20 protein-coding genes are annotated in these 23,664 nt (G+C 66.8%); 18 read left to right on the plus strand and 2 right to left on the minus strand.

The window, feature by feature from the left end:
* The first annotated feature begins 61 nt into the window (after positions 1–61).
* Together ligA and AC6I21_RS03640 are read left to right on the plus strand one after the other, a co-directional pair.
* A complete protein-coding gene (gene ligA / locus AC6I21_RS03635; protein ID WP_138175297.1) occupies positions 62–2,344 on the plus strand; it encodes an NAD-dependent DNA ligase LigA in 2,283 nt (760 codons plus the stop codon).
* Positions 2,341–3,156 carry an inositol monophosphatase family protein gene (locus tag AC6I21_RS03640; protein ID WP_138175295.1) on the plus strand — a complete coding sequence of 272 codons (816 nt, stop codon included), beginning with the start codon at positions 2,341–2,343 and terminating at the stop codon, positions 3,154–3,156. Before ligA ends, AC6I21_RS03640 begins: the two co-directional genes overlap by 4 nt.
* Before the next feature lie 99 nt (positions 3,157–3,255).
* Here AC6I21_RS03640 and AC6I21_RS03645 read toward each other — a convergent pair whose 3' ends face one another.
* Complete coding sequence (locus AC6I21_RS03645) at positions 3,256–4,044, minus strand: glucosamine-6-phosphate deaminase (RefSeq protein WP_138175293.1); 789 nt, start codon at positions 4,042–4,044, stop codon at positions 3,256–3,258.
* Positions 4,045–4,745: 701 nt separating this feature from the next.
* On the opposite strand from AC6I21_RS03645, the gene AC6I21_RS03650 reads away from it, so the two are divergent.
* The 13 genes from AC6I21_RS03650 (at position 4,746) to AC6I21_RS03710 (ending at position 19,007) form a co-directional block, all read left to right on the plus strand.
* The gene (locus AC6I21_RS03650; RefSeq protein ID WP_138175291.1) at positions 4,746–5,270 is read left to right on the plus strand and encodes a GNAT family N-acetyltransferase; all 525 of its coding nucleotides are present in this window, start codon (positions 4,746–4,748) and stop codon (positions 5,268–5,270) included.
* A gap of 50 nt (positions 5,271–5,320) precedes the next feature.
* Entirely contained in the window at positions 5,321–5,875 is a 555-nt protein-coding gene (locus AC6I21_RS03655; protein ID WP_138925787.1) for a maltokinase N-terminal cap-like domain-containing protein, read from the plus strand.
* An 85-nt stretch (positions 5,876–5,960) separates the two neighbouring features.
* A complete protein-coding gene (gene gatC / locus AC6I21_RS03660) occupies positions 5,961–6,257 on the plus strand; it encodes an Asp-tRNA(Asn)/Glu-tRNA(Gln) amidotransferase subunit GatC (RefSeq protein ID WP_054822085.1) in 297 nt (98 codons plus the stop codon).
* A 4-nt stretch (positions 6,258–6,261) separates the two neighbouring features.
* Positions 6,262–7,800 (plus strand): Asp-tRNA(Asn)/Glu-tRNA(Gln) amidotransferase subunit GatA, encoded by a 1,539-nt coding sequence (gatA, locus tag AC6I21_RS03665; protein ID WP_343830997.1) that lies wholly within the window; start codon positions 6,262–6,264, stop codon positions 7,798–7,800.
* Between the two features lie 9 nt (positions 7,801–7,809).
* On the plus strand, positions 7,810–9,312 hold the full coding sequence (gatB, locus tag AC6I21_RS03670) for an Asp-tRNA(Asn)/Glu-tRNA(Gln) amidotransferase subunit GatB (RefSeq protein WP_497763113.1): 1,503 nt from the start codon (positions 7,810–7,812) through the stop codon (positions 9,310–9,312).
* A gap of 497 nt (positions 9,313–9,809) precedes the next feature.
* Positions 9,810–10,724: a phosphotransferase gene (locus tag AC6I21_RS03675; protein ID WP_171021152.1), complete on the plus strand. Its 915-nt coding sequence runs from the start codon at positions 9,810–9,812 to the stop codon at positions 10,722–10,724.
* Between the two features lie 213 nt (positions 10,725–10,937).
* Positions 10,938–12,134 (plus strand): ROK family transcriptional regulator, encoded by a 1,197-nt coding sequence (locus tag AC6I21_RS03680; RefSeq protein WP_138175283.1) that lies wholly within the window; start codon positions 10,938–10,940, stop codon positions 12,132–12,134.
* Positions 12,135–12,252: 118 nt separating this feature from the next.
* Positions 12,253–13,851 (plus strand): peptide ABC transporter substrate-binding protein, encoded by a 1,599-nt coding sequence (locus AC6I21_RS03685; protein ID WP_138175281.1) that lies wholly within the window; start codon positions 12,253–12,255, stop codon positions 13,849–13,851.
* A gap of 72 nt (positions 13,852–13,923) precedes the next feature.
* Positions 13,924–14,847: an ABC transporter permease gene (locus AC6I21_RS03690; RefSeq protein WP_138175279.1), complete on the plus strand. Its 924-nt coding sequence runs from the start codon at positions 13,924–13,926 to the stop codon at positions 14,845–14,847.
* Positions 14,844–15,752, plus strand: coding sequence for an ABC transporter permease (locus AC6I21_RS03695; protein ID WP_138175277.1), 909 nt, complete (start codon positions 14,844–14,846; stop codon positions 15,750–15,752). The genes AC6I21_RS03690 and AC6I21_RS03695 overlap by 4 nt, the downstream gene beginning before the upstream one ends.
* Complete coding sequence (locus AC6I21_RS03700; protein WP_212743873.1) at positions 15,749–16,771, plus strand: ABC transporter ATP-binding protein; 1,023 nt, start codon at positions 15,749–15,751, stop codon at positions 16,769–16,771. Before AC6I21_RS03695 ends, AC6I21_RS03700 begins: the two co-directional genes overlap by 4 nt.
* Positions 16,752–17,789, plus strand: a complete 1,038-nt coding sequence (locus AC6I21_RS03705) for an ABC transporter ATP-binding protein (protein WP_249354388.1) — start codon at positions 16,752–16,754, stop codon at positions 17,787–17,789. Before AC6I21_RS03700 ends, AC6I21_RS03705 begins: the two co-directional genes overlap by 20 nt.
* A 39-nt stretch (positions 17,790–17,828) precedes the next feature.
* On the plus strand, positions 17,829–19,007 hold the full coding sequence (locus tag AC6I21_RS03710) for a Gfo/Idh/MocA family protein (protein ID WP_138175275.1): 1,179 nt from the start codon (positions 17,829–17,831) through the stop codon (positions 19,005–19,007).
* Here the strand turns inward: AC6I21_RS03710 and AC6I21_RS03715 are convergent.
* Positions 18,997–19,917, minus strand: coding sequence for a LysR family transcriptional regulator (locus AC6I21_RS03715; RefSeq protein ID WP_138175273.1), 921 nt, complete (start codon positions 19,915–19,917; stop codon positions 18,997–18,999). The genes AC6I21_RS03710 and AC6I21_RS03715 overlap by 11 nt on opposite strands.
* A 133-nt stretch (positions 19,918–20,050) precedes the next feature.
* Here AC6I21_RS03715 and tdh point away from each other — a divergent pair, with 133 nt between their 5' ends.
* The 3 genes from tdh to hutI all read left to right on the plus strand — a co-directional run bounded on the left by tdh (position 20,051) and on the right by hutI (position 23,662).
* On the plus strand, positions 20,051–21,097 hold the full coding sequence (gene tdh, locus AC6I21_RS03720; protein WP_138175271.1) for an L-threonine 3-dehydrogenase: 1,047 nt from the start codon (positions 20,051–20,053) through the stop codon (positions 21,095–21,097).
* 10 nt (positions 21,098–21,107) lie between these two features.
* Positions 21,108–22,328: a glycine C-acetyltransferase gene (locus AC6I21_RS03725; RefSeq protein ID WP_138175269.1), complete on the plus strand. Its 1,221-nt coding sequence runs from the start codon at positions 21,108–21,110 to the stop codon at positions 22,326–22,328.
* Between the two features lie 143 nt (positions 22,329–22,471).
* Entirely contained in the window at positions 22,472–23,662 is a 1,191-nt protein-coding gene (gene hutI, locus AC6I21_RS03730) for an imidazolonepropionase (protein ID WP_138175423.1), read from the plus strand.
* Positions 23,663–23,664: the final 2 nt, after the last annotated feature.

Below are 23,664 nucleotides of genomic sequence, written 5' to 3' on the forward strand. Positions count from 1 at the left end.
AACTCCGGGCGCGCGCAGAGCACAGGTGATCTGACTTGGCAGGTGGGGCACAATAAGGGGTGTGAGTGAAAATGCCGTTGCCCCCACCGAAACCAGTTCGGCCCCGCCGGAAGACGTGCGCGCCGCGCATGATGCCCTGGTCGAACAGATCCGCCAGCACCGCGAGGCCTACTACCAGCAGGACGCGCCGCTGATCTCGGACGCCGAATACGATGCGCTGTTTCGCGAACTGCAGCGCATCGAGGGGCAGTACCCGATCCTGGCCGGGCAGGACTCACCCACCCAGGAGGTCGGCGGGGAGGTTTCCGCGGCCTTCGCCCCGGTCACCCACGCCAGCCGGATGTACTCCCTGGAGGACGTGTTCTCCATGCCGGAGCTGGACGCCTGGCTGGAGCGGGCCGAGGCGAACGCGCTGCGCCTGCGCCCGGAGCGCAAGCCCGCCTGGCTGTGCGAGGTGAAGATCGACGGGCTGGCGCTGAACCTGACCTACCGCGACGGCAAGCTGGTGCGCGCCGCGACCCGCGGGGACGGGACCACCGGCGAGGACGTCACCCACAACGCGCTGACCATCGCCGACATCCCCCAGCAGCTCTCCGGCAGCGGCTGGCCCCACGAGTTTGAGGTGCGCGGCGAGGTGTTCATCGCCACGCAGGACTTCAACGCCTACAACGAGTCGCTGATCGAACAGGGCAAGGCCCCGCTGGCCAACCCCCGCAACGCCGCCGCCGGGTCGCTGCGCCAGAAGGACCCGGCGCAGACCGCCAAGCGCCCGCTGCGCATGTTCGTGCACGGGGTGGGGCGCAACGCCGGGCTGGGCATCGCCAACCAGTCCGAAAGCTATGAGCTGATGGCCCGCTGGGGGCTGCCGGTCTCCCCGTATTCGCAGGTGGTCTCCTCGCTGGCCGAGGTCGATGAGTTCATTGCCGAGCACGGGCGCAAGCGCCACGAGCTGGTGCACGACATCGACGGGATCGTGGTGAAGGTCGATGACCTGGCCACCCAGGAGCAGCTGGGCTACACCTCCCGGGTGCCGCGCTGGGCGGTGGCCTACAAGTACCCGCCGGAGGAGGTGCACACCAAGCTGCTGGACATTGCGGTGCAGGTGGGGCGCACCGGCCGGGTCACCCCGTTCGGGGTCATGGAGCCGGTGCTGGTGGCCGGATCCACCGTCGCCCGGGCCACCTTGCACAACCAGGAGGTCGTCAAGGCGAAGAACGTGAAGATCGGGGACACGGTCATCCTGCGCAAGGCCGGGGATGTGATCCCGGAGATCGTCGGACCGGTGCTGGCGCTGCGCGAGGGCAATGAGGAGAACCTGCGCGACTTCGTGATGCCCACCCACTGCCCCAGCTGCGGTGAACCACTGGCCCCGGCCAAGGAATCCGACGTGGACATCCGCTGCCTGAACGCCCAAAGCTGCCCGGCCCAGCTCACCGAGCGGGTGGCGTACCTGGGCAGCCGCAGCGCCCTGGACATTGAGGCGCTGGGCTATGAGGCCGCCGCGGCGCTGACCAGCGGCCCCGGCCAGGACCCGGCCACCCAGGGCGGGATGGTGATCCCGGCCGGGGAAGGGGTGATCAGCAACGAGGCGGAAATCTTCGGCCTCAAGGACCGGCTCGATGAGCTGGCCCAGGTGCGGGTGTGGCGGGAGAAGCGCTCCAAGGGGGAGGGCACCGGGGTGTTCGAACTGGTGCCGTACTTCTTCACCCGCGGCACCAAGGCCAAGCCGCCGGCCCCCACCAAGATGACGCTGAAGCTGTTCGACGAGCTGGAAAAGGCGAAGGACCAGCCGCTGTGGCGGGTGCTGGTGGCCCTGTCCATCCGGCATGTGGGACCCAACGCCTCCCGGGCCCTGGCCACCCGCTACGGGTCGATGGACGAGCTGCTGAAGGTGGTCGACGCCCCCGGCGCCCGCGAGGAGCTGGCGCAGATCGACTCGGTCGGGGCGATCATCGCCGAGGCGGTCGTGGACTGGTTCGCCGTGCCGTGGCACAGGAACATCGTCACCGCCTGGCAGCAGGCCGGGGTGAAGATGCGCGACGAGCTCGATCAGAGCATCGTCAAGCACCTGCAGGGCCAGGCCATCGTGGTCACCGGCACGCTGGAGGAATTCAGCCGCGACACCGCCAAGGAGGCGATCATCGTGCGCGGGGGCAAGGCCACCGGCAGCGTGTCGAAGAAAACCGATTTCCTGGTGGCCGGGCAGGCCGCCGGGTCGAAACTGGACAAGGCCCAGTCCCTGGGCGTCCCGGTGCTGGATGAGGCCGGGTTCAAGGTGCTGCTGGAGCAGGGCCCGGACGCGGCACGAGAAGTCGCCCAGCAGGGCGCGGAAGGTGGGGCATGAACCCGAAGAACCCCGTGGAACACGACCCGCTGGTGCTGCTGGCCCGTCAGGCCGCCGGCGCCGGCGCCCAGGTGCTGGCCCGGCGCGGCGCCCGCGTGCTGGGGGTGGATGAGAAATCCGCGGCCGGTGATTGGGTCACCGACTTTGACCGGTCCGCCGAGGAGGCGATCCGCGCCGCAATCATCACCACCCGGCCGAACGACGCGCTGACCGGGGAGGAATTCGGCTCGCACACCCCGGCCAAGCCCAGCGGCTACCGCTGGAGCATCGACCCACTGGATGGGACCGCGAACTTCGTGCGCGGCGTCCACTACTACGCCTCCTCCGTGGCCGTGTGCCACACCAGCGAGGAAGGGGAGGTGACCTGGCTGGCCGGTGCCATCCAGGCTCCGGCCCTGGGCGCGGAGTACTACGCCGGGCGTGGACTGGGGGCCTGGAAGCAGGACCTGGCCACCCGCACCACCACCCGGCTTTCCGGCCCGCAGCAAACCACCGCCAAGGTGCTGGCCACCGGGTTCGGGTATGACGCCACCCGCCGCCAGTTCCAGGCCCGGGTGCTCGCCGACCTGTTGGAGGACTACGTCAACGTGCGGCGCCTGGGGTCGGCCGCGCTGGATTTGTGCCTGGTGGCCGAGGGCGCGCTCGACGCCTACGCCGAGTACGGCACCCAGGAGTATGACTGGGCCGCCGGGGCACTGATCGCCGAGGAAGCCGGTGTGGCGGTGCACCGCCCCTCCAGCACCCCGGGCTGGCAGTACGCCGGGTACATTGACGCGCAGAAGCTGGGCGAACCCCAGCCGGCCCAGGACTAGGAGCCGCGGCGCAGCGCCACGGCAAACGGCGCCCCTTCGCGCAGGCAAGGCCCGCGGGAAGGGACGCCGTCTTGCATCGGGCGTGGAACCGGCCGAAGGCTAGATCACCAGCGCCTTGGCCGAGTCCTCATAGTATTCGCGGTGCTTCAGGTCGTTGGCCGCCTCCTCGTCAATCACCAGGATCGCGTCCTCGTGCAGCTGCAGCACCGAGGCCGGGCAGGATGCGGCCAGCGGGCCCTCGATCGCCGCGGCAATGGCGCCGGCCTTGACCCGTCCAGTGGCCACCAGGACCAGGCGGCGGGCCTCCAGCACGGTGCCCAGCCCCTGGGTGACGCTGTGGGTGGGGACCTCATCGAGCGACCCGAAGAAGCGGGCATTGTCCGAGCGGGTGCGGGCGGTCAGCCGGGTGACGTGGGTGCGGCTGCGCAGGGCGGTGCCCGGCTCGTTGAACCCGATGTGCCCGTTGGAGCCGATGCCCAGGATCTGCACATCCACCCCGCCGGCGGCGGCGATGGCCGCGTCGTAGGCGGTGGCCGCTTCCTCCAGCACATCCAGGGACTCGGCATCGCCCAGCGGCACGTTCAGGTTCTGCTCCGGCAGGCCCATCACCTGGCAGACCTCGCGGATCAGGGTCTGGCGGTAGGACTGCACGTGGTCGGAGGGCAGACCCACGTACTCATCCAGGGCGAAGCCGGTGGCCTGGGACAGGTCCAGTTCGCCCTTGGCGACGTAGTCGGCCAGTTCGCTGTACAGGCCCAGCGGAGAGGAACCGGTGGCCAGCCCGAGGACCGGTGCCCGGTCGCTGGCATAGCGCTGGAAACCCTCAAGGACGGCGGTGGCGGCGAGGCGTGCAACCTCGTCAGGGGAGGAACCGATGAGTACCTTCAATGCGTTCTTCCTTTGAAACTTGGTGACGAAAGTGTCATATCCGACGAATGATTGTGCGTCCAAGGTTCCCGAGACGACGGTGTCCCCAGCACCCTGCGTGCCTGGCACGCACTGAACCCATTACCAATAATGTTACGGGTTTTTCGGTGGTGGCGACGTCGCGTTTTCTGCCGCCAGACCCTTGTCCTGCCCGTGGGGGCACCCCATGGGGTGTGCGGGTTGCACCGTTCTTTTCCGTCCGCGCTCGGTGGTTCGGCCCGCGCCGGCGGGTGTGGCTCTGTCCAAGTTTTTCCTTGCCAGAGCCCGGTTCTTCCCGAGGTTTCGCCCCGGCCGGACGCCGCGGGGGAGCCCGGCTGCCGCCGGGGTCCGGGTGGCCGGGGCCGGGGGCCGGGGGCCGGGGCCGGGCGGTGTGCCGGTGGCCGTGGAACGCCGAACTTATTACCGGCGCAGCGCACTTTATGTCTGCGCACCGGTACCGGCCTGCCAGGTATCGGGGTGCCATGGCGCTGCGGGCCCGCGGTGCGGCAGGGCGGCGCCCAGCGCTTCTGAGAAGAAGAGCTTCATAGCGTGTTCCACACTCTGGATCACGCCAACATCCCTGCGCATCAAAGAGGTCGACGCGCTACACCGGGGGTGAAGTTGGCAACAAAGCGGGCTTGACTGGTCACCGGCAGTGCCGCGGGGCTGTCACACTGGGAAGGATGACTTGCCAAACTCTTCCCGCCGCCACCGAATTGGAGATCACCGAGGCCACCGCCGAGGATTACCAGCGCATCGGTGATATCACCGTTGACGCGTACCTGGACGCCGGGCACTTCGATGACCCGAACCACGAGTACCTGCAGTTCGTGCGCCAGGTTGCCAAGCGCCACGAGCACTGCACCATCCTGGTCGCCAAGCGCGACGGGCACGTCATCGCCAGCATGTCGCTGATGCAGCACGGCAACGAATACGCCGACATCGCCCTGCCGGGGGAGCTGGAGATCCGCATGCTCAGCGTGGACCCCACCGTGCAGCGCAGCGGCGCCGGCAAGGCGATGGTCGCTGCGGCCCTGGCCCACGCCCGCAGCCTGGACCGGGTGCACACCGTCTCACTGACCACCGGCGGTCACTGGGTCGCCGCGCGCGGGCTCTACGAGAAGCTGGGCTTCACCCACCGCGAGGAACGCGACTGGTTCGTCCCGGACACCGACATTCGCCTGGTGGTCTACACCTACGGGCTCTAGGCCGCGTCCGCGGCATTGCCCCCACCGGTGTTTCTTGGAACACTGTGGCCATGGGAATCATTTACGCCACCACCATGGATCCGACCAAGACCGAGCTGCTGACCTCCTGGCTGCCGCAGCAGGACTTCTTTAGCGGGACCGCGCGCCCGCAGCTGGACACCGTGGGCGGGTTCCGCCTGGAGGACCCCGCCGGGCAGGTCGGCATGGAATTCATCATCGCCTTGGACCGGCAGGACGGAACCGTCTACCACCTGCCGCTGAGCTACCGCGGCGAACCGCTGGAGGGCGGGCAGGACCACCTGCTGGGCACCAGCCAGCACGGGGTGCTGGGCCTGCGCTACGTCTACGACGCCGAGCACGACCCCACCTGGCAGCAGTGCGTGCGGGACCTGTTCGCCGGGCTGAGCGTGCCGCAGCACCAGAACAACTCGGACACCGACGAGCCGCGGGTCACCGTGGAGGGCGGGATGGACACCACCGGTTCCGGCGCCATCGGCATTGAACGCCGCCCGCGGCCCGGGGCCGGCACCGGACACTACCTCAGCGCCGAATGGGTGGATGGCGCCGGGGCCACACAGCGTGGTGCGGTATTGCGCATGGCGTAATGCGGCGCACCACATCTGGGCTTTGCCCTGCGGCCCAGGGGCTAGAATTGGAGGAGAAATCCAACCGCCCACCCTAGGGAGATATATGTCTGCCATCAGCCGTGAGGACGTTGTGCACCTGGCACGCCTGGCTCACATCGAGATGAGCGACGCAGAGCTGGACAAGATGACCGGTGAACTCGGCGTGATCGTCGATGCCATCGCCTCTGTCAGCGAAGTCGCATCCTCCGACATCCCGGCCACCAGCCACCCGATCCCGCTGACCAACGTCATGCGCGAGGACGTGGTGGGCCAGACCCTGTCGATCGACGAGGTCCTGGCCAACGCACCGGACTCCGATCAGGACCGCTTCAAGGTCCCGGCAATCCTGGATGGTGAATAAGGACATGAACCAGATCATCAAGCTCTCCGCCACCGAACTGGCCGCCAAGCTGCGCGCCGGGGAAGTCACCTCCGTCCAGGCGGTCCAGGCGCACCTGGAGCGCATTGCCGAGGTTGACCCCACCCTGAATGCGTTCCTGCACGTGAACGCGGAAGAGGCGCTGGCCGTGGCCGCCGAGGTCGACGCAATCCGCGCCGCCGGCGGCACCGAGGCCGAGGCGCTGCACCCGCTGGCCGGTGTTCCGATCGCCATCAAGGACCTGATCGTCACCAAGGGCCAGCCCACCACCGCCGCCTCGAAGATGCTCGAAGGCTGGATGAGCCCGTACGACGCGACCGTGATCGAAAAGATCCGCGCCGCGAAGCTGCCGATGCTGGGCAAGACCAACCTGGACGAATTCGCGATGGGCTCCTCCACCGAGCACTCCGCCTACGGGGTCACCCGCAACCCGTGGGACCTGAACCGCATCCCGGGCGGCTCCGGCGGCGGCTCGGCCGCGGCGGTCGCCTCCTTCGAGGCCCCGCTGGCGCTGGGCACCGACACCGGCGGTTCGATCCGCCAGCCCGGCGCGGTCACCGGCACCGTGGGCGTGAAGCCCACCTACGGCGCGGTCTCCCGCTATGGGGCCATCGCCATGGCCTCCTCCCTGGACCAGATCGGCCCGGTCTCGCGCACCGTGTTGGACTCGGCCCACCTGCAGGAGCTGATCGGCGGGCACGACCCGAAGGACTCCACCTCCCTTCCCGACGCCCTGCAGGGCCTGGTGGCCGCCGCCGAATCCGGTGCCGCCGGAGACCTGTCCGGGCTGCGCATCGGGGTCATCAACGAACTGCAGGGCGAGGGCTACCAGGCCGGCGTGCAGGCCCGCTTCGAGGAATCGCTGCAGCTGCTGCGCGAGGCCGGGGCCCAGATCGTGGAGGTCTCCTGCCCGAACTTCAAGTACGCGCTGGGCGCCTACTACCTGATCATGCCCTCGGAGGTCTCCTCCAACCTGGCCAAGTTCGACGGCGTGCGCTACGGCAACCGGGTGTTGCCCGAGGACGGTGCGCTGACCATCGAACGCGTCATGGGCGCCACCCGCGCCGCCGGCTTCGGTGACGAGGTCAAGCGCCGCATCGTGCTGGGCACCTACGCGCTGTCGGCCGGCTACTACGACGCCTACTACGGTTCGGCGCAGAAGATCCGCACCCTGATCCAGCGCGACTTCACCGCCGCGTTCGAGCAGGCCGACGTGCTGATCTCCCCGACCGCACCGACCGTCGCCTTCGAACTGGGCGCGAAGACCGATGACCCGCTGGCCATGTACCTGAACGACGTGGCCACCATCCCGGCGAACCTGGCCGGCGTGCCGGGCATCACCGTGCCCGGCGGGCTGAGCGAGGGGCTGCCGGTGGGCATCCAGTTCCTGGCCCCCGCGTTCGAGGACGCCCGCCTCTACCGTGCCGGCGCCGCGCTGGAGACCCTGCTGGAAAAGCAGTGGGGCCACTCGCTGATCTCGCAGGCACCCGCCATTGACACCGACTCGATCGCCCAGAAGGCCTAGGGGGAGAGCATGACCACCGAAGAACTCGTAGACTTCGACGTCGCACTGGAAAAGTACGACCCGGTACTGGGCTTCGAGGTGCACGTCGAACTGAACACCAAGACCAAGATGTTCTCCGACGCGCCCAACGCCTTTGGCGATGAGCCGAACACCAACGTCACCCCCGTGGACCTGGGCCTGCCCGGCGTGCTGCCGGTCGTGAACAAGACCGCGGTGGAATACTCCATCCTCATTGGGCTGGCGCTGAACTGCCAGATCGCCGAGAAGTGCGGTTTTGCCCGGAAGAACTACTTCTACCCGGACACCCCGAAGAACTTCCAGACCTCCCAGTACGATGACCCGATCGCCCACGACGGCTGGCTGGACATCGAGCTGGAGGACGGGGAGGTCTTCCGCGTCGAGATCGAGCGCGCGCACATGGAGGAGGATGCCGGCAAGCTGACCCACATGGGCGGGGCCGCCGGGCGCATCCAGGGCTCCGACTACTCGCTGGTGGACTACAACCGCGCCGGCGTGCCGCTGGTGGAGATCGTCACCAAGCCGATCGTCGGGGCCGGTGCCCGCGCCCCGGAACTGGCCCGCGCCTACGTCGCGGCGATTCGCGAGATCGTCAAGAACCTGGGTGTCTCCGATGCCCGCATGGAGCGCGGCAACGTGCGCTGCGACGCGAACGTCTCGCTGATGCCCAAGGGGGCGGAGAAGTTCGGCACCCGCACCGAGACCAAGAACGTGAACTCGCTGCGCGCCGTGGAGCACGCGGTGCGCTTCGAGATCGAACGCCACGCCGCGGTGCTGGATTCGGGCCAGAAGATCGTGCAGGAAACCCGCCACTGGCATGAGGACACCCGCTCGACCACCTCGGGCCGCCCGAAGTCGGACGCGGATGACTACCGCTACTTCCCGGAACCGGACCTGGTCCCCATCGTGACCACCGCGGACTGGATCGAGCAGCTGCGCTCCCGACTGCCCGAACCGCCGGCCGAGCGCCGCAAGCGGCTGAAGGCCGAATGGGGTTACGCGGAAAAGGAATTCCGCGACGTGGTCAACGCCGGGGTGCTCGATGAAATCGAGGCAACCATTGCCGCCGGGGCCACCGCCGCGGTCGCCCGCAAGTGGTGGATGGGCGAGATCGCCCGCCTGGCCAAGGCCGCGGACAAGGAAATCGCCGAGGTTGGCGTCACGCCGGAAACCATCGTCGAGATCGACCAGCTGATCCAGGGCAAGAAGATCAACGACAAGATTGCCCGCCAGGTGCTCGAGTACGTGCTGGCCGGGGAAGGCACCCCCAGCCAGATCGTCGAGCAGCGTTCGCTGGCGATCGTGAACGATGACGCGGCGCTGGGCAAGGCCGTGGATGACGCGATCGCCGCGATGCCCGACGTGGTCGAGAAGATCAAGGGCGGCAAGATGCAGGCCATCGGTGCGCTGATGGGCCCGGTCATGAAGGCGACCCGCGGGCAGGCCGACGCCGGCCGCGTGCGTGAACTGGTCATGGAGAAGCTGGGACTCTAGTCTCCAGCCACCGAGCAAGGCATCGCGCCTGCATCCCCGAACGCGGGGGGTGCAGGCGCGATGCCTATTTTGCCCGCTTCCTGGTACTCATCCGGTGCCGTGACCGATGTGAGGCCGCTGCCGGATACCGCGCCGGGGCAGTCCGCCCGCCCCGCTCGTGGCGCCAATGTCCGGCCGCTGGGCTGTGCGCCCGGTCCATGCCGCGGGCGCTTTGCTCACGGTTCGCCGCGCACGCCAGTGGCCACCTCGTTGAACGCAACAGCGACGGCCAGGGTTTTCACTGACCGGCCCCAGCGTACGCCGGCCGCGGCCGTGGTGGGCGTGCGATCCTGCACGTGGATGAGGGGACCGCGGCCCCTGGGAAAGCTGATCGTGGTTGGGCTGGGGACAGTACGTGAAGCGCGGCCGGCTGTGGCGTCTCTTGGGCGGGGGTTGGCGGGAGCCATCGCCCCGCTCCCCGGTGGGTGGGCGCAGGTGGAGGCACTACGATGAAAACCATGACTGCAGGCCGTTTCACCCCGCCGGGTGCGCCCGAGGCCGAAGTGCGCATCGACCGCTGCCTGGTGCAAGAGCTGCTCCGCGGGCAGGCACCGCAGTGGGCCGAATTGCCGGTGGCATACTTTGCCAGCGGGTGGGACAACGAGATCTACCGGCTGGGTCCGCGGCACCTCATCCGCCTGCCGCGCCGTGCCCAGGCCGAGCGGATCGGCACACAGGAACGCGCCTGGCTGGCCCGGCTGGCCGCCGACACGGGCCTAAGCCCGGGGCTGGCGCTGCATGTAGGGCACCCCACCGCAACCTACCCGTTCACCTTCTCCATCGTCCCCTTCGTCCCGGGGGTCAGCGCGGCGGGCCTGCCGCGCGCAGAGCGCGACGCCTACGCCCCGGCCCTGGCCGACTACCTCCGGGCATTGCACGTCCCCGCCCCCGCGCAGGCGCCGACCAGCAACTTCCGCGGTCTTGCCCTGCGGGAGCTCGATGGCGCCACCCGCGCGCTGTTGCCGCGGCTGCCGGCAGGACGACGACCGGCCGCCGCAGCGATCTGGGCGGCCGCGCTGCAGTCCGCGGATCATGCCGGCGCGCCGCGGTGGCTGCACGGGGACCCGCACCCGCACAACACCATCGTGCGCCGCGCCGCCACCGGGTACCGCTTCGCGGCCCTCGTGGATTTCGGGGATCTGTGCGCCGGGGATCCGGCCTCGGACCTGGGCATGCTGTGGCTGCATTTCGGGTCCACCGCACGAACCCGGGCCCTGGAACGCTACGGGGTGAGCGACGGGGAGGACCTGTGGCACCGTGCGCGGGGCTGGGCGTTGCGCTACGGGCTGCTCCTCTGCCAGCTCGACCCGGTGGACCCCTTGGAGCGCATCGGGCGGGAAAGCCTGGACCTGCTGCTCTCCGCCGGCCGATAGCTGGATTCGCCGCTTGCGCCAACCGTGAATCACGAACGTGACTTGTAATGATCTACCCGGGCGCCGCGGGGCATCGGTCCTGCGGTGCCGTGGCGGGCCGGTGGTCAATTGTTACCGGCGGCAAAGTGGGGAGCGCAAATGGTGGCACAATGATGAAAGTTCGCTTTCACATCGCGTGTAGAAAAACACATTCCCTCGAAAGGCCCCGGTGACATGAGTCGAAAAACGGATCCGGTGCGCGCGCAGAATTTTTCCGCAGTCCTGCAGCAGGTTTTCGCCGCGCCCGGCAGCTCCCGCAAGGAGGTCGCCGACGCCATTGGGGTCAGCGCCGCCTCGGTCACGAGTATTGCCGCTCGGCTGATCGATGCCGGGCTGATTTTTGAGGGGGAGCCGGTGGCCCGCGGCCAGGGCCGCCCGCGGGTTCCGCTGCATGTCGATGCGCGCTCCCACCTTGTCATGGGCATCCACCTGGGCCCACGGGTGACCGGCGTGGTGCTCACCGGGCTTGACGGGGTCAGCCAGGCCTCGGTGCTGATCCCGCACTCCGGCATGGACGTGGATCAGGCCTTCGAGGTGATTGTTGCCGGTGCACGGGATCTGATGCAGCAGCACGCCGGGGGACGACGGGTGCTGGGCACCGGGGTCGCCACCGGCGGCATCGTCGATCGCCAGCAGGGGAGGATCGTGGACAACCCCGGTGCTGCGTGGGTCGATGTGCCGGCGGTGCAGCTGCTGGCCGAGCAGCTTCCGCTCCCGGTCATCCTGGATCACAACGCCAGGGCGGCAGCGCAGTCCGAACTGCTCTACGGGCACGGCCGGGAGGAATCGGACTTCGTCATGCTGGTGAACACCTCGGACCTCGGCGCGGTGCTGGTCAGCGACGGCAGGATCCGCGCCGGGCGGACCCAGCACGCCGGGAACATCGCCCACCTTTCGGTCTCCGACGGGCGGCATCCCTGCCCCTGTGGTCGCAACGGCTGTCTGCAGGTGATGGCAACGGACGAGGCCACCGTGCGGCTGGCCCACGAGGCGGGCCGGGACGACGTGGTGCACTATGGTGACATCGACCGGCTGTACGACGCGGGGGATGAGCAGATCCGGGCGCTGGTGGCCGACCGGGACCGCTATGTCGCCCGTGCCGCTGCCACCCTGGTTGATTTGCTGGACCCGGGCCTTCTGGTGATCGCCGGCACTCCGGCCGAACGCCCCGAGACCCTGGCCCAGGTCAAGCGGGATGTGGCGCGCTTTTCGCTGCGGGGCGCCGAGGCGGCGCACAGGGTGGTTTATTCCACTGACCATGCGCTTTCGCTCACGCTCTTCGCCGCGAGCATTATGGTCAACGAGGTGTTGGCCCACCCGCTGCGCTTCATTGAAGCCATGGATCTGGGGACTTTCGCGGCCCTCGGCTAGTCATCTTGTTGACAACGTCACACTCGTATGTTTACTTTATTTCATAAAATAAAGTATGTGATGGCAGGCACAGGTCGCATTGAGGCGGCTCACGTGTCACTCGCACCAAGGAGAGACCATGAGGAAACATTCCAAGGCATTGGCGGCCGCCGCAGGCGCAGTCACGCTGATGATGGCGGCCACGGCCTGCTCATCCAACGGCCAGCCCAGCGCCGGACAGGACGGCGGGGAGCGCGTGCTCTCGTTCATGTCCACCGAGCCCAAGAGCATCGTCCCGCAGAAGGAGCCGGGCAGTCAGCTGGGGATGGCGCTGTGCGCCAACCTGATGGAAATCAACCTGGATACCCAGGAGTTCGAGCCGCTGGCCGCCAAGTCCGTCACCAGCGATGACGCCAAGGTTTGGGACATCGAGCTGCAGGAGGGCTGGACCTTCCACGACGGCACCGCGGTGACCGCCCAGTCGTTCGCCGATGCCTGGAACGCCACCGCCACCGGCTCCAACGCCTGGCAGGGCAACGGCACCTTCGTCAGTTTCGAAGGCTACAAGGACCTGAACCCGGAGGACGGATCCAAGCCGAGCACCAAGACGATGTCCGGGGTCAAGGTCATCGACGACACCCACATGCAGGTCACGCTGACCGCCCCGAACCGCGACTTCCCCAAGATCCTGAGCACCAACCCCACCTGCCCCATGCCGGAGTCGGCCTTTGACGACCTGGACGCCTACGAGCAGAACCCCGTCTCCAACGGCCCCTACAAGTTCGTCTCCTGGGACCACAACCAGCAGGTTGTGCTGGAAAAGTGGGACGACTTCCAGGGTGCCCAGGGCTTCAGCGGCGGCGCCGATCAGCTGGTCGCCAAGATCTACACCGCAGTGGATCCGGCCTACACCGACATGACCGCCGGGAACCTGGACATGATCCGCAATGTGCCGGCGACCATGGTCGACAAGGCCAAGAACCAGCTCGGCGAGCAGGCCCTCTACGAGGTCAAGACCAGCTCCAAGCAGCAGACCCTGCAAATCCCGGAGTACGTGGACACCCTGAAGTCCCCGGCGCTGCGCAAGGCGATCTCCATGTCCATCGACCGTGAGGCGATCGCCCAGTCGCTGCTCAAGGGCCACTCCGAGCCCTCCGACTCGCTGGTCCCGCCGTCCCTGGACTCCTACGTTGAGGGATCCTGCGAGGCCTGCGAATTCAACCCCGAGGAAGCCAAGAAGATCCTGGCCGATGACGGCGGCTTCGACGGCACACTGATCATCGAAAGCGATTCGGCCTCCGACCAGCAGCTGGTGCAGGCCATCGCCAAGCAGATCCAGGACAACCTGGGCATCAAGGTGCAGATGAAGCCGATGCTGGGAACCGAACTGTCCGAGCGGCGCAACTCCCAGAAGCTGGAAGGGTCGGCCTTTGGGCTGTGGGGCTGGTCCTACAAGTCCCCGGACCAGTACCTGAGCCAGTATGAAACCGGCGGCGACGGCAACTCGGCCACCGCCTACTCCAACCCGGAGGTCGACAAGCTGGTCAAGGCCGCCCGCGCCGAAATGGACGACGCCAAGTCGACCGAGCTGTTCAAGCAGGCCGAGGCCCTGATCATCAAGGACATGCCGGCCATCCCGCTGTTCATCCCCACCGACTACGGTCTTCAGTCCGGCTGCGCCGAACTGAATGACGTGCAGGGCGACCTGCAGTACTACCGCGCGGGCTACACCTGCTAACCAGATCGAACATGGACTTGGACCCGTGGTCCCACGGGTCCAAGTCTCTTTATCGAACAAAGAGGTAAGCAAATGCTGGGTTACACCCTACGGCGTGTGGCACAAATGATCCCGGTGCTGCTGGGAGCAACATTCATCATCTACGCCCTGACCTTCCTGATGCCGGGCGACCCGATTTCCGCCCTGACCGGTGAGCGGCCCCTGCCGGAGGCCACCGTGGCGCAGATCCGCCAGGCCTACCACCTGGATGATCCGTTCCTGGTGCAGTACGGCAACTACATGCTCGGCGTTTTCCAGGGCAACTTCGGCATCGACTTCTTCGGTCGGCCGGTCCTGGACCTGATCCTCGAACGCCTGCCGGTCACCTTCACCCTGGCCCTGACCGCCTGGGTGCTCAAGCTGATCATCGGCCTGGTCATTGGCGTGTACGGCGGGCTGCGCAACGGGCGGGCCGGAGACCACTTCGCGCTGGTGTTCACCGTCATCTTCATGGGTGTGCCCGGTTTCGTGATTGCCCTGGGTGCCCAGACCTACTTTGGTGTGCACCTGGGCTGGGTGGAGCCGGCCGGCATCCGGGCCGGTTGGCCCATGGCGTTCATCCTGCCGGCCTTGGTCATGGCGTTTGAAGCCGCCGCCGGCCTGGCCCGGCTCACCCGCACCTCACTGGTGGACGTGCTGCGTGCCGAGTACCTGCGCACCGCCAAGGCCAAGGGGCTTTCCCCGCGCCGCATCATTTGGGGGCACGCGCTGCGCAACTCGATGATCCCGGTGGTGACCTACCTGGGCCTGAGCCTGGCCGGCATGCTGGGCGGCGCGGTGATCATCGAGGCCATCTTCAACATCCCCGGCATCGGGGGACTGATGGTCAGCTCCATCAACAACAAGGAAGGCACCGTGGTCGTGGGCATCGCCACCCTGCTGGTGCTGGTTTACCTGGTCTTCAACCTGCTTGTTGACCTGACCTACGGCCTGATCGATCCACGGGTGAGAATATGAGTAACGTTACCGCGACCGTCGCCTCCGGGGACGGGGCAGAAGCCGTCGAGCGCGAACCGGACCAGCCCAAGGGCACGCACCGCCGCTGGTGGCTGCGTCCGCGCTTCGCGATCTCCGGGGCCATCGTTCTGCTGATGGTGCTGATGGCGGCCTTCCCGCAGCTGTTCACCGGCTTCGGACCCGGGCCGACCGAGAACTGCGACATCCTCAAATCAAACCTGCCGCCCAGTGCCGAGCACATCTTCGGCATCGACATCCAGGGCTGCGACTACTACACGAACGTGATCTACGGGGCCCGGGCCTCGATCCTGGTCGGCGTGCTCGTCTCGGCCATCGCCTTTGCGATCGCGGCCATCGTCGGGGCCATTGCCGGGTATTTCGGCGGTTGGGTCGACGCGGTCATCTCCCGCATCTGCGACATGGCCTTCGGGCTGCCGTTCATCCTGGCGGCCATCGTGGTGCTGCAGCTCTTCGGGGAGCGCAACGTGTGGACCGTGATCTTTGCCCTGGCCCTGTTCAGCTGGCCGGGTGGCGTCCGCTTCATGCGCTCCTCCGTCATGGAGGTGCGCCACCGCGAATACGTTCAGGCAGCCAAGCTGCTGGGCGCCGGCAACGGGCGGATCATCCGCAAGCACATCATGCCCAACGCGATCACCCCGCTGCTGGTGCTGCAGACCCTGGGCGTGGGCGGGATGATCTCCGCCGAGGCCGGGCTGACGTTCATCGGCATCGGCCTGACGCCCCCGGCCGTCTCCTGGGGGCTGCAGTTGGCCGCCGCGCGCGACTACATCGATGCGGCACCGCACCTGCTGATCTTCCCGGCAGTCTTCCTGACGATCACGGTGCTGGGCTTCGTGCTGTTCGGTGAAGCCATCCGCGACGAATTCGACCCGAAGGGCAAATGATGATTCCAACAACCCAGGCCCAGCATCACAAGCTGCTCTCGGTGAGCAACCTGCGCGTTGAGTTCGCCACCGCACAGGGGGTGGCGACCGCCATCAATGGTGTCAACCTGTCGGTCCAGGCCGGGCAGTCCCTGGGGATCCTGGGCGAGTCCGGCTCCGGCAAGTCCGTCACCGCCCGCACCATCATGGGGTTGCTGGATACCCCTCCGGCCCGGGTGGTCGACGGGGAAATCCTGCTGGATGGGGAGGACCTGCTCTCCATCAGCGCCAAGCGGCGCCGCCAGCTGACCGGTCCGAAGGTTTCCATGGTGTTCCAGGATGCCCTTAGCGCCCTGAATCCGGTTCATCCGGTGGGGCGGCAGATCGGTGAACTGTACCGGGTGCACCGCGGGATGAGCCGAACCGCAGCGAAGAAGGCCGCCATCGAAATGATGGACCGGGTCAAGATCCCCGCCTCGGCCAGCCGCGTGAACGACTACCCGCACCAGTTCTCCGGCGGGATGCGCCAGCGCATCGTCATCGCCATGGCACTGGCGCTGGGCCCGGAACTGCTGATCGCCGACGAGCCGACCACGGCGCTGGATGTCACGGTGCAGGCCCAGATCCTGCAGCTGCTCAAGGAACAGCAGGCCGAGAACAACATGGGCCTGATCCTGATCACCCACGACATCTCGGTGGTGCGTGAGGTGACCGACCAGGTGGCGGTGATGTACGCCGGGCGGATCATCGAGAACGGCCCGACCGCCCAGGTGCTGGATGAGCCGGCCCATCCCTACACCAAGGGGCTGGCCGAATCCATCGCCAGCGAGGAGCTCAAGGGCCAGTTGCTGCCGGCGATCCCCGGCAGCCCGCCGGACCTGCTGGCCCTGCCGGCCGGGTGCTCCTTCGCCGATCGCTGCCGGTACGTCACCGAGCACTGCACCACCGCGGTGCCGCCACTGGAACAGATTGACCCACAGCGCCACACCGCCTGCTTCAACTACCGGGAGGTCGAAAGCCTTGTCACTCACCGAAACTGAACTCGGCTTCACCGCCCAGAGCCATGAATCGATCATGGAGCTGCGCGGGGTCAAACAGCACTATCCGGTCGCCCGCCCGCTGCCCTTTGGGCCGCGCAAGGTCGTCAAGGCCCTGGACGGGGTGGATCTGCAGGTCGCCGGCGGCCGAACCCTGGGCGTGATCGGTGAAAGCGGGTGCGGCAAGTCCACCCTGGCCCGGATCATGAGCGGTCTGGAAAAGCCGACCGAGGGGCAGGTGCTGTTCCAGGGGGTCGACATCAACTCCCTGCACGGCGCCGAACGCGCCGAGATGCGGCGCAACATCCAGCTGATCTTCCAGGACCCCTATGCGTCGCTGAACCCGCGCATGACCATCGAACAAATCCTGCTCGAGCCCTTCGAAATCCACCCGGAGCTGGTGCGGCCCTCCGCCCGCCGGGCCAAGGTGCGCGAGCTGATGGAACTTGTCGGACTGAACCCGGACCATCTGGAGCGCTACCCGCACAACTTTTCCGGCGGCCAGCAGCAGCGGATCGGGATCGCCCGGGGCATTGCGCTGAACCCCAAGGTGCTGATCTGCGACGAGGCGGTCTCCGCCCTGGACGTCTCGGTGCGCGCCCAGGTGGTGAACCTGCTGATGCAGCTGCAGCGCGAGCTGGGGCTCAGCTACGTGTTCATCGCCCACGACCTGCAGATCGTGCGCCACATTTCCGACAGCGTCGCCACCATGTACCTGGGGCGCGTGGTGGAAACCGGCACCTACGACCAGGTGTACGACGACAGCGCCCACCCCTACACCCAGGCGCTGCTCTCGGCCGCGCCGGAGCTGCGTCGTGGCGATGGCACCGACCGGAAGCTGATCATGCTCCAGGGCGACCCGCCCTCGCCCATTGATCCACCCACCGGCTGCCGCTTCCACACCCGTTGCCCGATCGCGCAGCCCAGTTGTGCGCTGGGTGAACCGGCACTGGAGCCCTGGCGCGATGACCACCAGGTGCGGTGCTATTTCCCCGGCCCAATTTCTGTCAAAGCAGAGTAGATGCTCCGTGCCCCGCACGGAATCAAAGGAGAAGAATTAATGGATCTCAAAGTAGGAATCGTGGGCTTTGGCCTGCGCGCCTCACTGCACCGCTACGTACAGCGCCCGGGACAGGGCAGCGTGGTCAGCATCGTGTGCGACACCAGTGAGCGCGGACGGGCCGATGCGCGCAACGCCCTGCCCGAAAGCGTGGTCACCGACGATCTGCAGGAACTGCTGGACAGCGGTATTGACGCGGTTTTGGTGCTGACCCCCGACCACACCCACCGCGACGTCGTGGTGCGCACCCTGCAGGCCGGGATCCCAACCTTCTGCGAGAAGCCGCTGGACATCAGCACGCAGGCGGCCGACGAAATACTGCAGACCGCCTACCGCACCGGCGCCAGGCTCTACGTCGGCCACAACATGCGGCACATGCCGGTCATCCGCCAGCTCAAGCAGCTGATAGACGAGGGGGCAATCGGGCAGGTCAAGGCCGTGTGGTGCCGGCACTTCGTGGGCAATGGCGGGGACTACTACTTCAAGGACTGGCATGCCGAGCGCCGCTACTCCAATACCCTGCTGCTGCAAAAGGGAGCGCATGACATCGACGTGATCCACTGGCTGGCTGGCGGTTACAGCACCGAAGTTTCGGGACTGGGCGGCTTGACCGTGTACGGGGATGTGAGCGATCGGCGGGATAATTCGGACCGTCGCATGGGGGACTGGTTCTCGAAGGAGAACTGGCCGCCGACCGCGCAGAAGGACCTGAACCCGACCATCGATGTCGAAGACCTGTCGATGGTGCAGATGAAGCTGGACAATGGCGTCTTCGCCTCCTACCAGCAGTGCCACTTCACTCCGGACTACTGGCGCAACTACACAGTCATCGGCACCGAAGGACGCATCGAGAACTTCGGCGACGGGCCCGGCGAATCGATCTACCTCTGGAACACGCGCAGCACCAGCGGTTTTGCCGAACCGGACCGGAAGATCACCATCGAAGGAGACCCAGAAGGCCACGGCGGGGCCGATCCGGGGCTGATCGCCGAGTTCCTGCGCTTTGCCAGTGACGGCGGGGCAACCCAGACCTCCCCGCTTGCCGCGCGGGCCGCGGTGGCCGTGGGAGACCTTGGCGCCCAGTCGCTGCGCTCCGACGGCAGCAGCCAGAGCGTGCCGCCGCTGGACGCGGAGCTGGTCAACTACTTCGAGGCCAACCAGCAGTCGGTTAGCGTGTAGCGGACCCCGGGGTGCTGACCAGTTGCTGCACCGTGGCCTTGATCGCGGAAATCACCGTGTGAATAGTGCTGCGGTGCAGATGCTCGGAGCGAAGCAACAAGTCGATTTGTCGCCCCAGTCTCACCCCCTGCACCGGGCGTAAAGTCACCGCATTGCCCATACTGCGCCGTGCCGTGTAGCGTGGCAGGATCCCCAGGCAGCCACTGGCCTCAACCAGCGCCGCGGCCGTGGAGTAGTCGTTGACCCGGTGCTCCGCCTTCGCCTCGGCGCCGCCCAGCGCGGCAATTACCTCCAACACGTCAGCGGGTGAATAACCGCTACGCGAGACAACCCACGGCTCTCCGACGACCTGCTGCGGGGTCAGCTGGTCAAACTGCGCCAATCGGTGCTCACGCTGCATGGCCACATCCAGGGGTTCGAAGGCCAGCGGGATCACCGCAATATTCGAGGGCCACCGTTCGGTGTGCGGCATCCGGTGGGCCAGCACAAGATCGTAGCTGGACGTTAGCGCCGGAAACTGCGGCTGCGAAACATCTTCGTCGAAGAACTGCAGCTTCGGCATTCGGTGATCTTCCAAGGCCAGCAACGGGGCAAAAATGGTCTGCCCAATCGAATGGAATCCGGCAATCCTGATTGGCCGATCCTGCTCGTGCTGCTCGGTTTCAATCTGGGCCGTCGCCGAGGCCAGCGTGGAAGCCACGTCGGCGGCCGCCGAAGCCAGGATCTGTCCGGCATCGGTCAACACCAGGGCGCGTCCGGACTTTTTAGTCAGTGGAACATCGAACTGGCGCTGCAGCTGGGCCAGGTGCTGTGAGATCGCCGAGGGGGAGACGAACAGCGATTTGGCCACGGCGTTGACGCTGCCCAGATCCCCGAGCTCGCGCAGAATGCGCAACTGATGCAATTCCATAAGTAGATGCTAAATCAACAATTCAGAAAATCAGCGGATGACTAATGTGTCATTGCCTGGCATGACCTGCAACACTTGAAGTAATCCGACATGCTGCGTCCCGGCGGGCGCCCGGAACCGAAGGTAGAACACGATGAAAGCACTGTACAAGGCCAATCCCGAGGCAGGTCTGGAACTTGTCGACCGGCCTGAACCGGAAACCGGTGTCCACGACGTCAAGATCCGGGTGATGACCACCGGAATCTGCGGCACCGACCTGCACATCGAGGCCTACGATGACGCGGCCAAATCCATGATCAACACACCACTGATCCCGGGCCATGAATTCTATGGCGAGGTCGTGGAGGTCGGTTCCTTCGTGCATGGCGTCCAGATCGGGGACCGGGTCTCGGGCGAAGGGCACATTGTCTGCGGGCTGTGCCGCAACTGCCGCGCCGGCCGCCGCCAGATGTGCATCAACGTCAGCTCCGTGGGCGTGCAGCGCGACGGCGCGTTCGCCGAATACGTGGTCATCCCCGAAAGCAATGTCTGGGTTCACCAGGACGAGAAGATCACCCCCCTGCTGGGCGCCATCTTCGACCCCTTCGGCAATGCGGTGCACACCGCCCTGCAGTTTCCGATGGTGGGCGACGACGTGCTGATCACCGGCGCTGGGCCCATCGGACTCATGGCGGTGGCGGTGGCCCGCCACGTCGGTGCCCGCCGCATCGCCATCACCGATGTCTCCGAGCAGCGGCTGGACCTGGCCGCCGCCATGGGCGCAGACCTCGCGGTGAACGTCAGCGAGTCGCGCATCGCCCAGGCGCAGCAGCAGCTGGGCCTGCTGGAAGGCTTTGATTTCGGCATGGAAATGTCCGGGCATTCCTCGGCACTGCCGGAAATGATCAACAACATGAACCACGGCGGCAAGATCTGCATGCTTGGACTGCCCAGCGCCCCCATCGACATCGACTGGGGCAAGGTGGTGACCCATATGCTGACCCTGAAGGGAATCTACGGCCGCGAGATGTACGAGACCTGGTACGCGATGAGCGCCATGCTCACCAGCTCGGATCTCATGCGCGAGCGGATTTCCTCGGTGGTTACCGATTTCCTTCCCGCCTCCCAATGGCAGGACGGGTTCGCCGCGGCCAAGGCCGGACAGGGCGGAAAAGTAGTACTTGACTGGACCGTTTTCTAGGAGCGAGACAATGTACACGGACATGAAAGAGCAGCTGGCAACCGAACTGCAGGAGCTGCGCGAGTCGGGACTCTACAAGGCTGAACGCCATATTGATTCCCCGCAGTCGGCGCGCATCCAGGCCGGGGCCCTGGGGGATGAGGCGCGCGAGGTGCTGAACTTCTGCGCGAACAACTACCTGGGGTTGGCCGATGATGAACGGATCATCGCTGCCGCCAAGCAGGCACTGGACGAGCGAGGTTTCGGAATGGCCTCGGTGCGCTTCATTTGCGGCACGCAGGATATCCACCTGGAGCTGGAGCAGCGGCTGTCGGCCTTTTTGGGCACCGATGACACCATCTTGTTCTCCAGCTGCTTCGACGCCAACGGGGGAGTGTTCGAATCCCTGTTTGGGGCCCAGGACGCCATCATCTCCGATGCACTGAACCACGCCTCGATTATTGACGGCATCCGCCTGTCCAAGGCAGCCCGCTTCCGCTACGCCAACCGGGACATGGCTGACCTGGAGAAGCAGCTGCAGGCCGCCGCGCAGCTGAACGACGGCGCCGGTGCACGTCGGACCATCATCGTCACCGACGGGGTGTTCTCCATGGATGGCTACCTGGCGCCGTTGGAACAGATCTGCGACCTGGCGGATCAGTACGGTGCGCTGGTGATGGTTGATGACTCGCATGCCGTGGGCTTCATGGGCCCCACCGGCGCCGGCACCCCGGAGCACGCCGGGGTTTCTGAGCGCGTGGACATCTACACCGGCACCTTTGGCAAGGCCTTGGGCGGGGCTTCGGGCGGCTATGTCGCAGGACGGGCGGAGATCGTGGAGATGCTGCGCCAAAAGGCCCGCCCCTACCTGTTCTCCAATTCCCTGGCCCCCTCGATTGTGTCGGCCACCCTCACCGCCCTGGAGCTGGTGGCAGGTTCCGGACAGCTGCGCGAGAAGCTGGAAGACAACGCGAAGCTGTTCCGCACCAAGATGGCCGAGGCCGGCTTCGAGCTGCTTGACGGCGAGCACGCGATCATCCCGGTGATGTTCGGCGACGCCGTGCTGGCCGGCCGCATCGCGGCACAGATGCTCGAGCGCGGGGTCTTTGTCACCGCCTTCAGCTACCCGGTGGTCCCCAAGGGCCAGGCGCGCATTCGTGTGCAGCTCTCGGCGGCGCACTCGGCCGAGGACATCGAGCGTTGCGTGCAGGCGTTCATCGATTCCCGACAGGCCGTCTCCCAGGAGGCGTAGTCCCCGCCGTTGTCTGGGATCCCGGACGTAGGTCGCTGACCGGGCCCGCTCCCGGCCCATCCGATCCGATACGGTCTAACCAACGGTGCCCAGCTTCCAGCCGGGCACCGTTGGAGTCGTTTCAGGACGTGGAAGGGGAACTTGTGGCAAGCCTGCTGCTGACAAATATTGCCCAGCTCAATACCATCGATGCCGAGGGGACGGTTCTTGCCGATGCCGCGGTATTGATCGAAAACGGTCTCATCGCCTGGAGCGGCCCGGCGGGGCAGGCCCCTGAGGCCGAGGAGACCCACGACCTGGGCGGGCGCGCAGTGCTTCCCGGATGGGTCGATTCGCACAGCCACTTGATCTTCGGCGGCGATCGGGCCGATGAATTCGTTGCCCGGATGGCCGGGCAGGACTATGCGGCCGGCGGCATTGCCGTGACCACCTCCGCCACCCGTTCCCTGGACGACCAGCAGCTGGCGACCGCGGTGCGTGAACGTCGGGCCGAAGCCTTGTCCATGGGTACCACCTGGATGGAAACCAAAACGGGATACGGCTTGGACGTGGCCGAGGAAGCCCGCCATGCCCGCATCGCCCGTCCGCTGGTGGAACAGTTAACGTTCCTGGGAGCCCATCTGGTGCCAGCCGGTTGGGACGCGGAGCAGTACACGCAGACCGTCGCCGGTCCGATGCTGGACGAGGTGGCCGGGGATGTTGACTTCGTCGACGTCTTCTGTGAACGAGGCGCCTTCACCGAGGAGCAAGCACGCCAGGTGCTGCAGGCGGCCACGCACCGGGGAATCGCCACCAAGGTCCATGGCAACCAACTCGGCCCGGGTCCTGGAGTCCGACTGGCCGTTGAATTTGGCAGCCGGTCGGTGGACCATGTGAACTACCTGGACCGGCAGGACGTCGCCGCGCTCGCAGGCAGCTGGGCCCACTGGGAACAGGCAACCCGTACCGGACGGCCCGGGGTGGTGGCCACCTGCCTGCCGGCCTGCGATCTGTCCACCCGCCAACCCCTGGCCCCGGGACGCGACCTGCTCGACGCCGGGGCTGTGATCGCGTTGGCCAGCAACTGCAATCCGGGCACCAGCTACACCAGCAACATGAACTTCGTCGTGGCCACGGCCGTCCTGCAGATGCACCTGAGCCTGCCCGAGGCGCTGGAGGCGGCCACGTATGGCGGGGCGTTGGCCCTCGGCGTCCAGGACCACGTCGGCTCCATCGAAGTGGGCAAGCGGGCTGACCTGCATGTGCTCGATGCCCCGTCCGCGGCGCATTTGGCCTACCGCCCGGGCATGCCACTGACCTACGCGGTCTACCAGGCGGGGCAACGACGCGTCTGATC

The organism is Glutamicibacter sp. St.4D3, assembly GCF_059728615.1.

Coding starts and splice junctions, on each gene's coding strand:
- gatC (WP_054822085.1), top strand. CDS start 5,961: ATGTCTGCCATCAGCCGTGAGGACGTTGTGCACCTGGCACGCCTGGCT.
- AC6I21_RS03685 (WP_138175281.1), top strand. CDS start 12,253: ATGAGGAAACATTCCAAGGCATTGGCGGCCGCCGCAGGCGCAGTCACG.
- AC6I21_RS03655 (WP_138925787.1), top strand. CDS start 5,321: ATGGGAATCATTTACGCCACCACCATGGATCCGACCAAGACCGAGCTG.
- tdh (WP_138175271.1), top strand. CDS start 20,051: ATGAAAGCACTGTACAAGGCCAATCCCGAGGCAGGTCTGGAACTTGTC.
- gatA (WP_343830997.1), top strand. CDS start 6,262: ATGAACCAGATCATCAAGCTCTCCGCCACCGAACTGGCCGCCAAGCTG.
- AC6I21_RS03690 (WP_138175279.1), top strand. CDS start 13,924: ATGCTGGGTTACACCCTACGGCGTGTGGCACAAATGATCCCGGTGCTG.
- AC6I21_RS03715 (WP_138175273.1), bottom strand. CDS start 19,917: ATGGAATTGCATCAGTTGCGCATTCTGCGCGAGCTCGGGGATCTGGGC.
- AC6I21_RS03695 (WP_138175277.1), top strand. CDS start 14,844: ATGAGTAACGTTACCGCGACCGTCGCCTCCGGGGACGGGGCAGAAGCC.
- AC6I21_RS03680 (WP_138175283.1), top strand. CDS start 10,938: ATGAGTCGAAAAACGGATCCGGTGCGCGCGCAGAATTTTTCCGCAGTC.
- AC6I21_RS03650 (WP_138175291.1), top strand. CDS start 4,746: ATGACTTGCCAAACTCTTCCCGCCGCCACCGAATTGGAGATCACCGAG.
- AC6I21_RS03640 (WP_138175295.1), top strand. CDS start 2,341: ATGAACCCGAAGAACCCCGTGGAACACGACCCGCTGGTGCTGCTGGCC.
- gatB (WP_497763113.1), top strand. CDS start 7,810: ATGACCACCGAAGAACTCGTAGACTTCGACGTCGCACTGGAAAAGTAC.
- AC6I21_RS03675 (WP_171021152.1), top strand. CDS start 9,810: ATGACTGCAGGCCGTTTCACCCCGCCGGGTGCGCCCGAGGCCGAAGTG.
- AC6I21_RS03710 (WP_138175275.1), top strand. CDS start 17,829: ATGGATCTCAAAGTAGGAATCGTGGGCTTTGGCCTGCGCGCCTCACTG.
- AC6I21_RS03725 (WP_138175269.1), top strand. CDS start 21,108: ATGTACACGGACATGAAAGAGCAGCTGGCAACCGAACTGCAGGAGCTG.
- AC6I21_RS03700 (WP_212743873.1), top strand. CDS start 15,749: ATGATGATTCCAACAACCCAGGCCCAGCATCACAAGCTGCTCTCGGTG.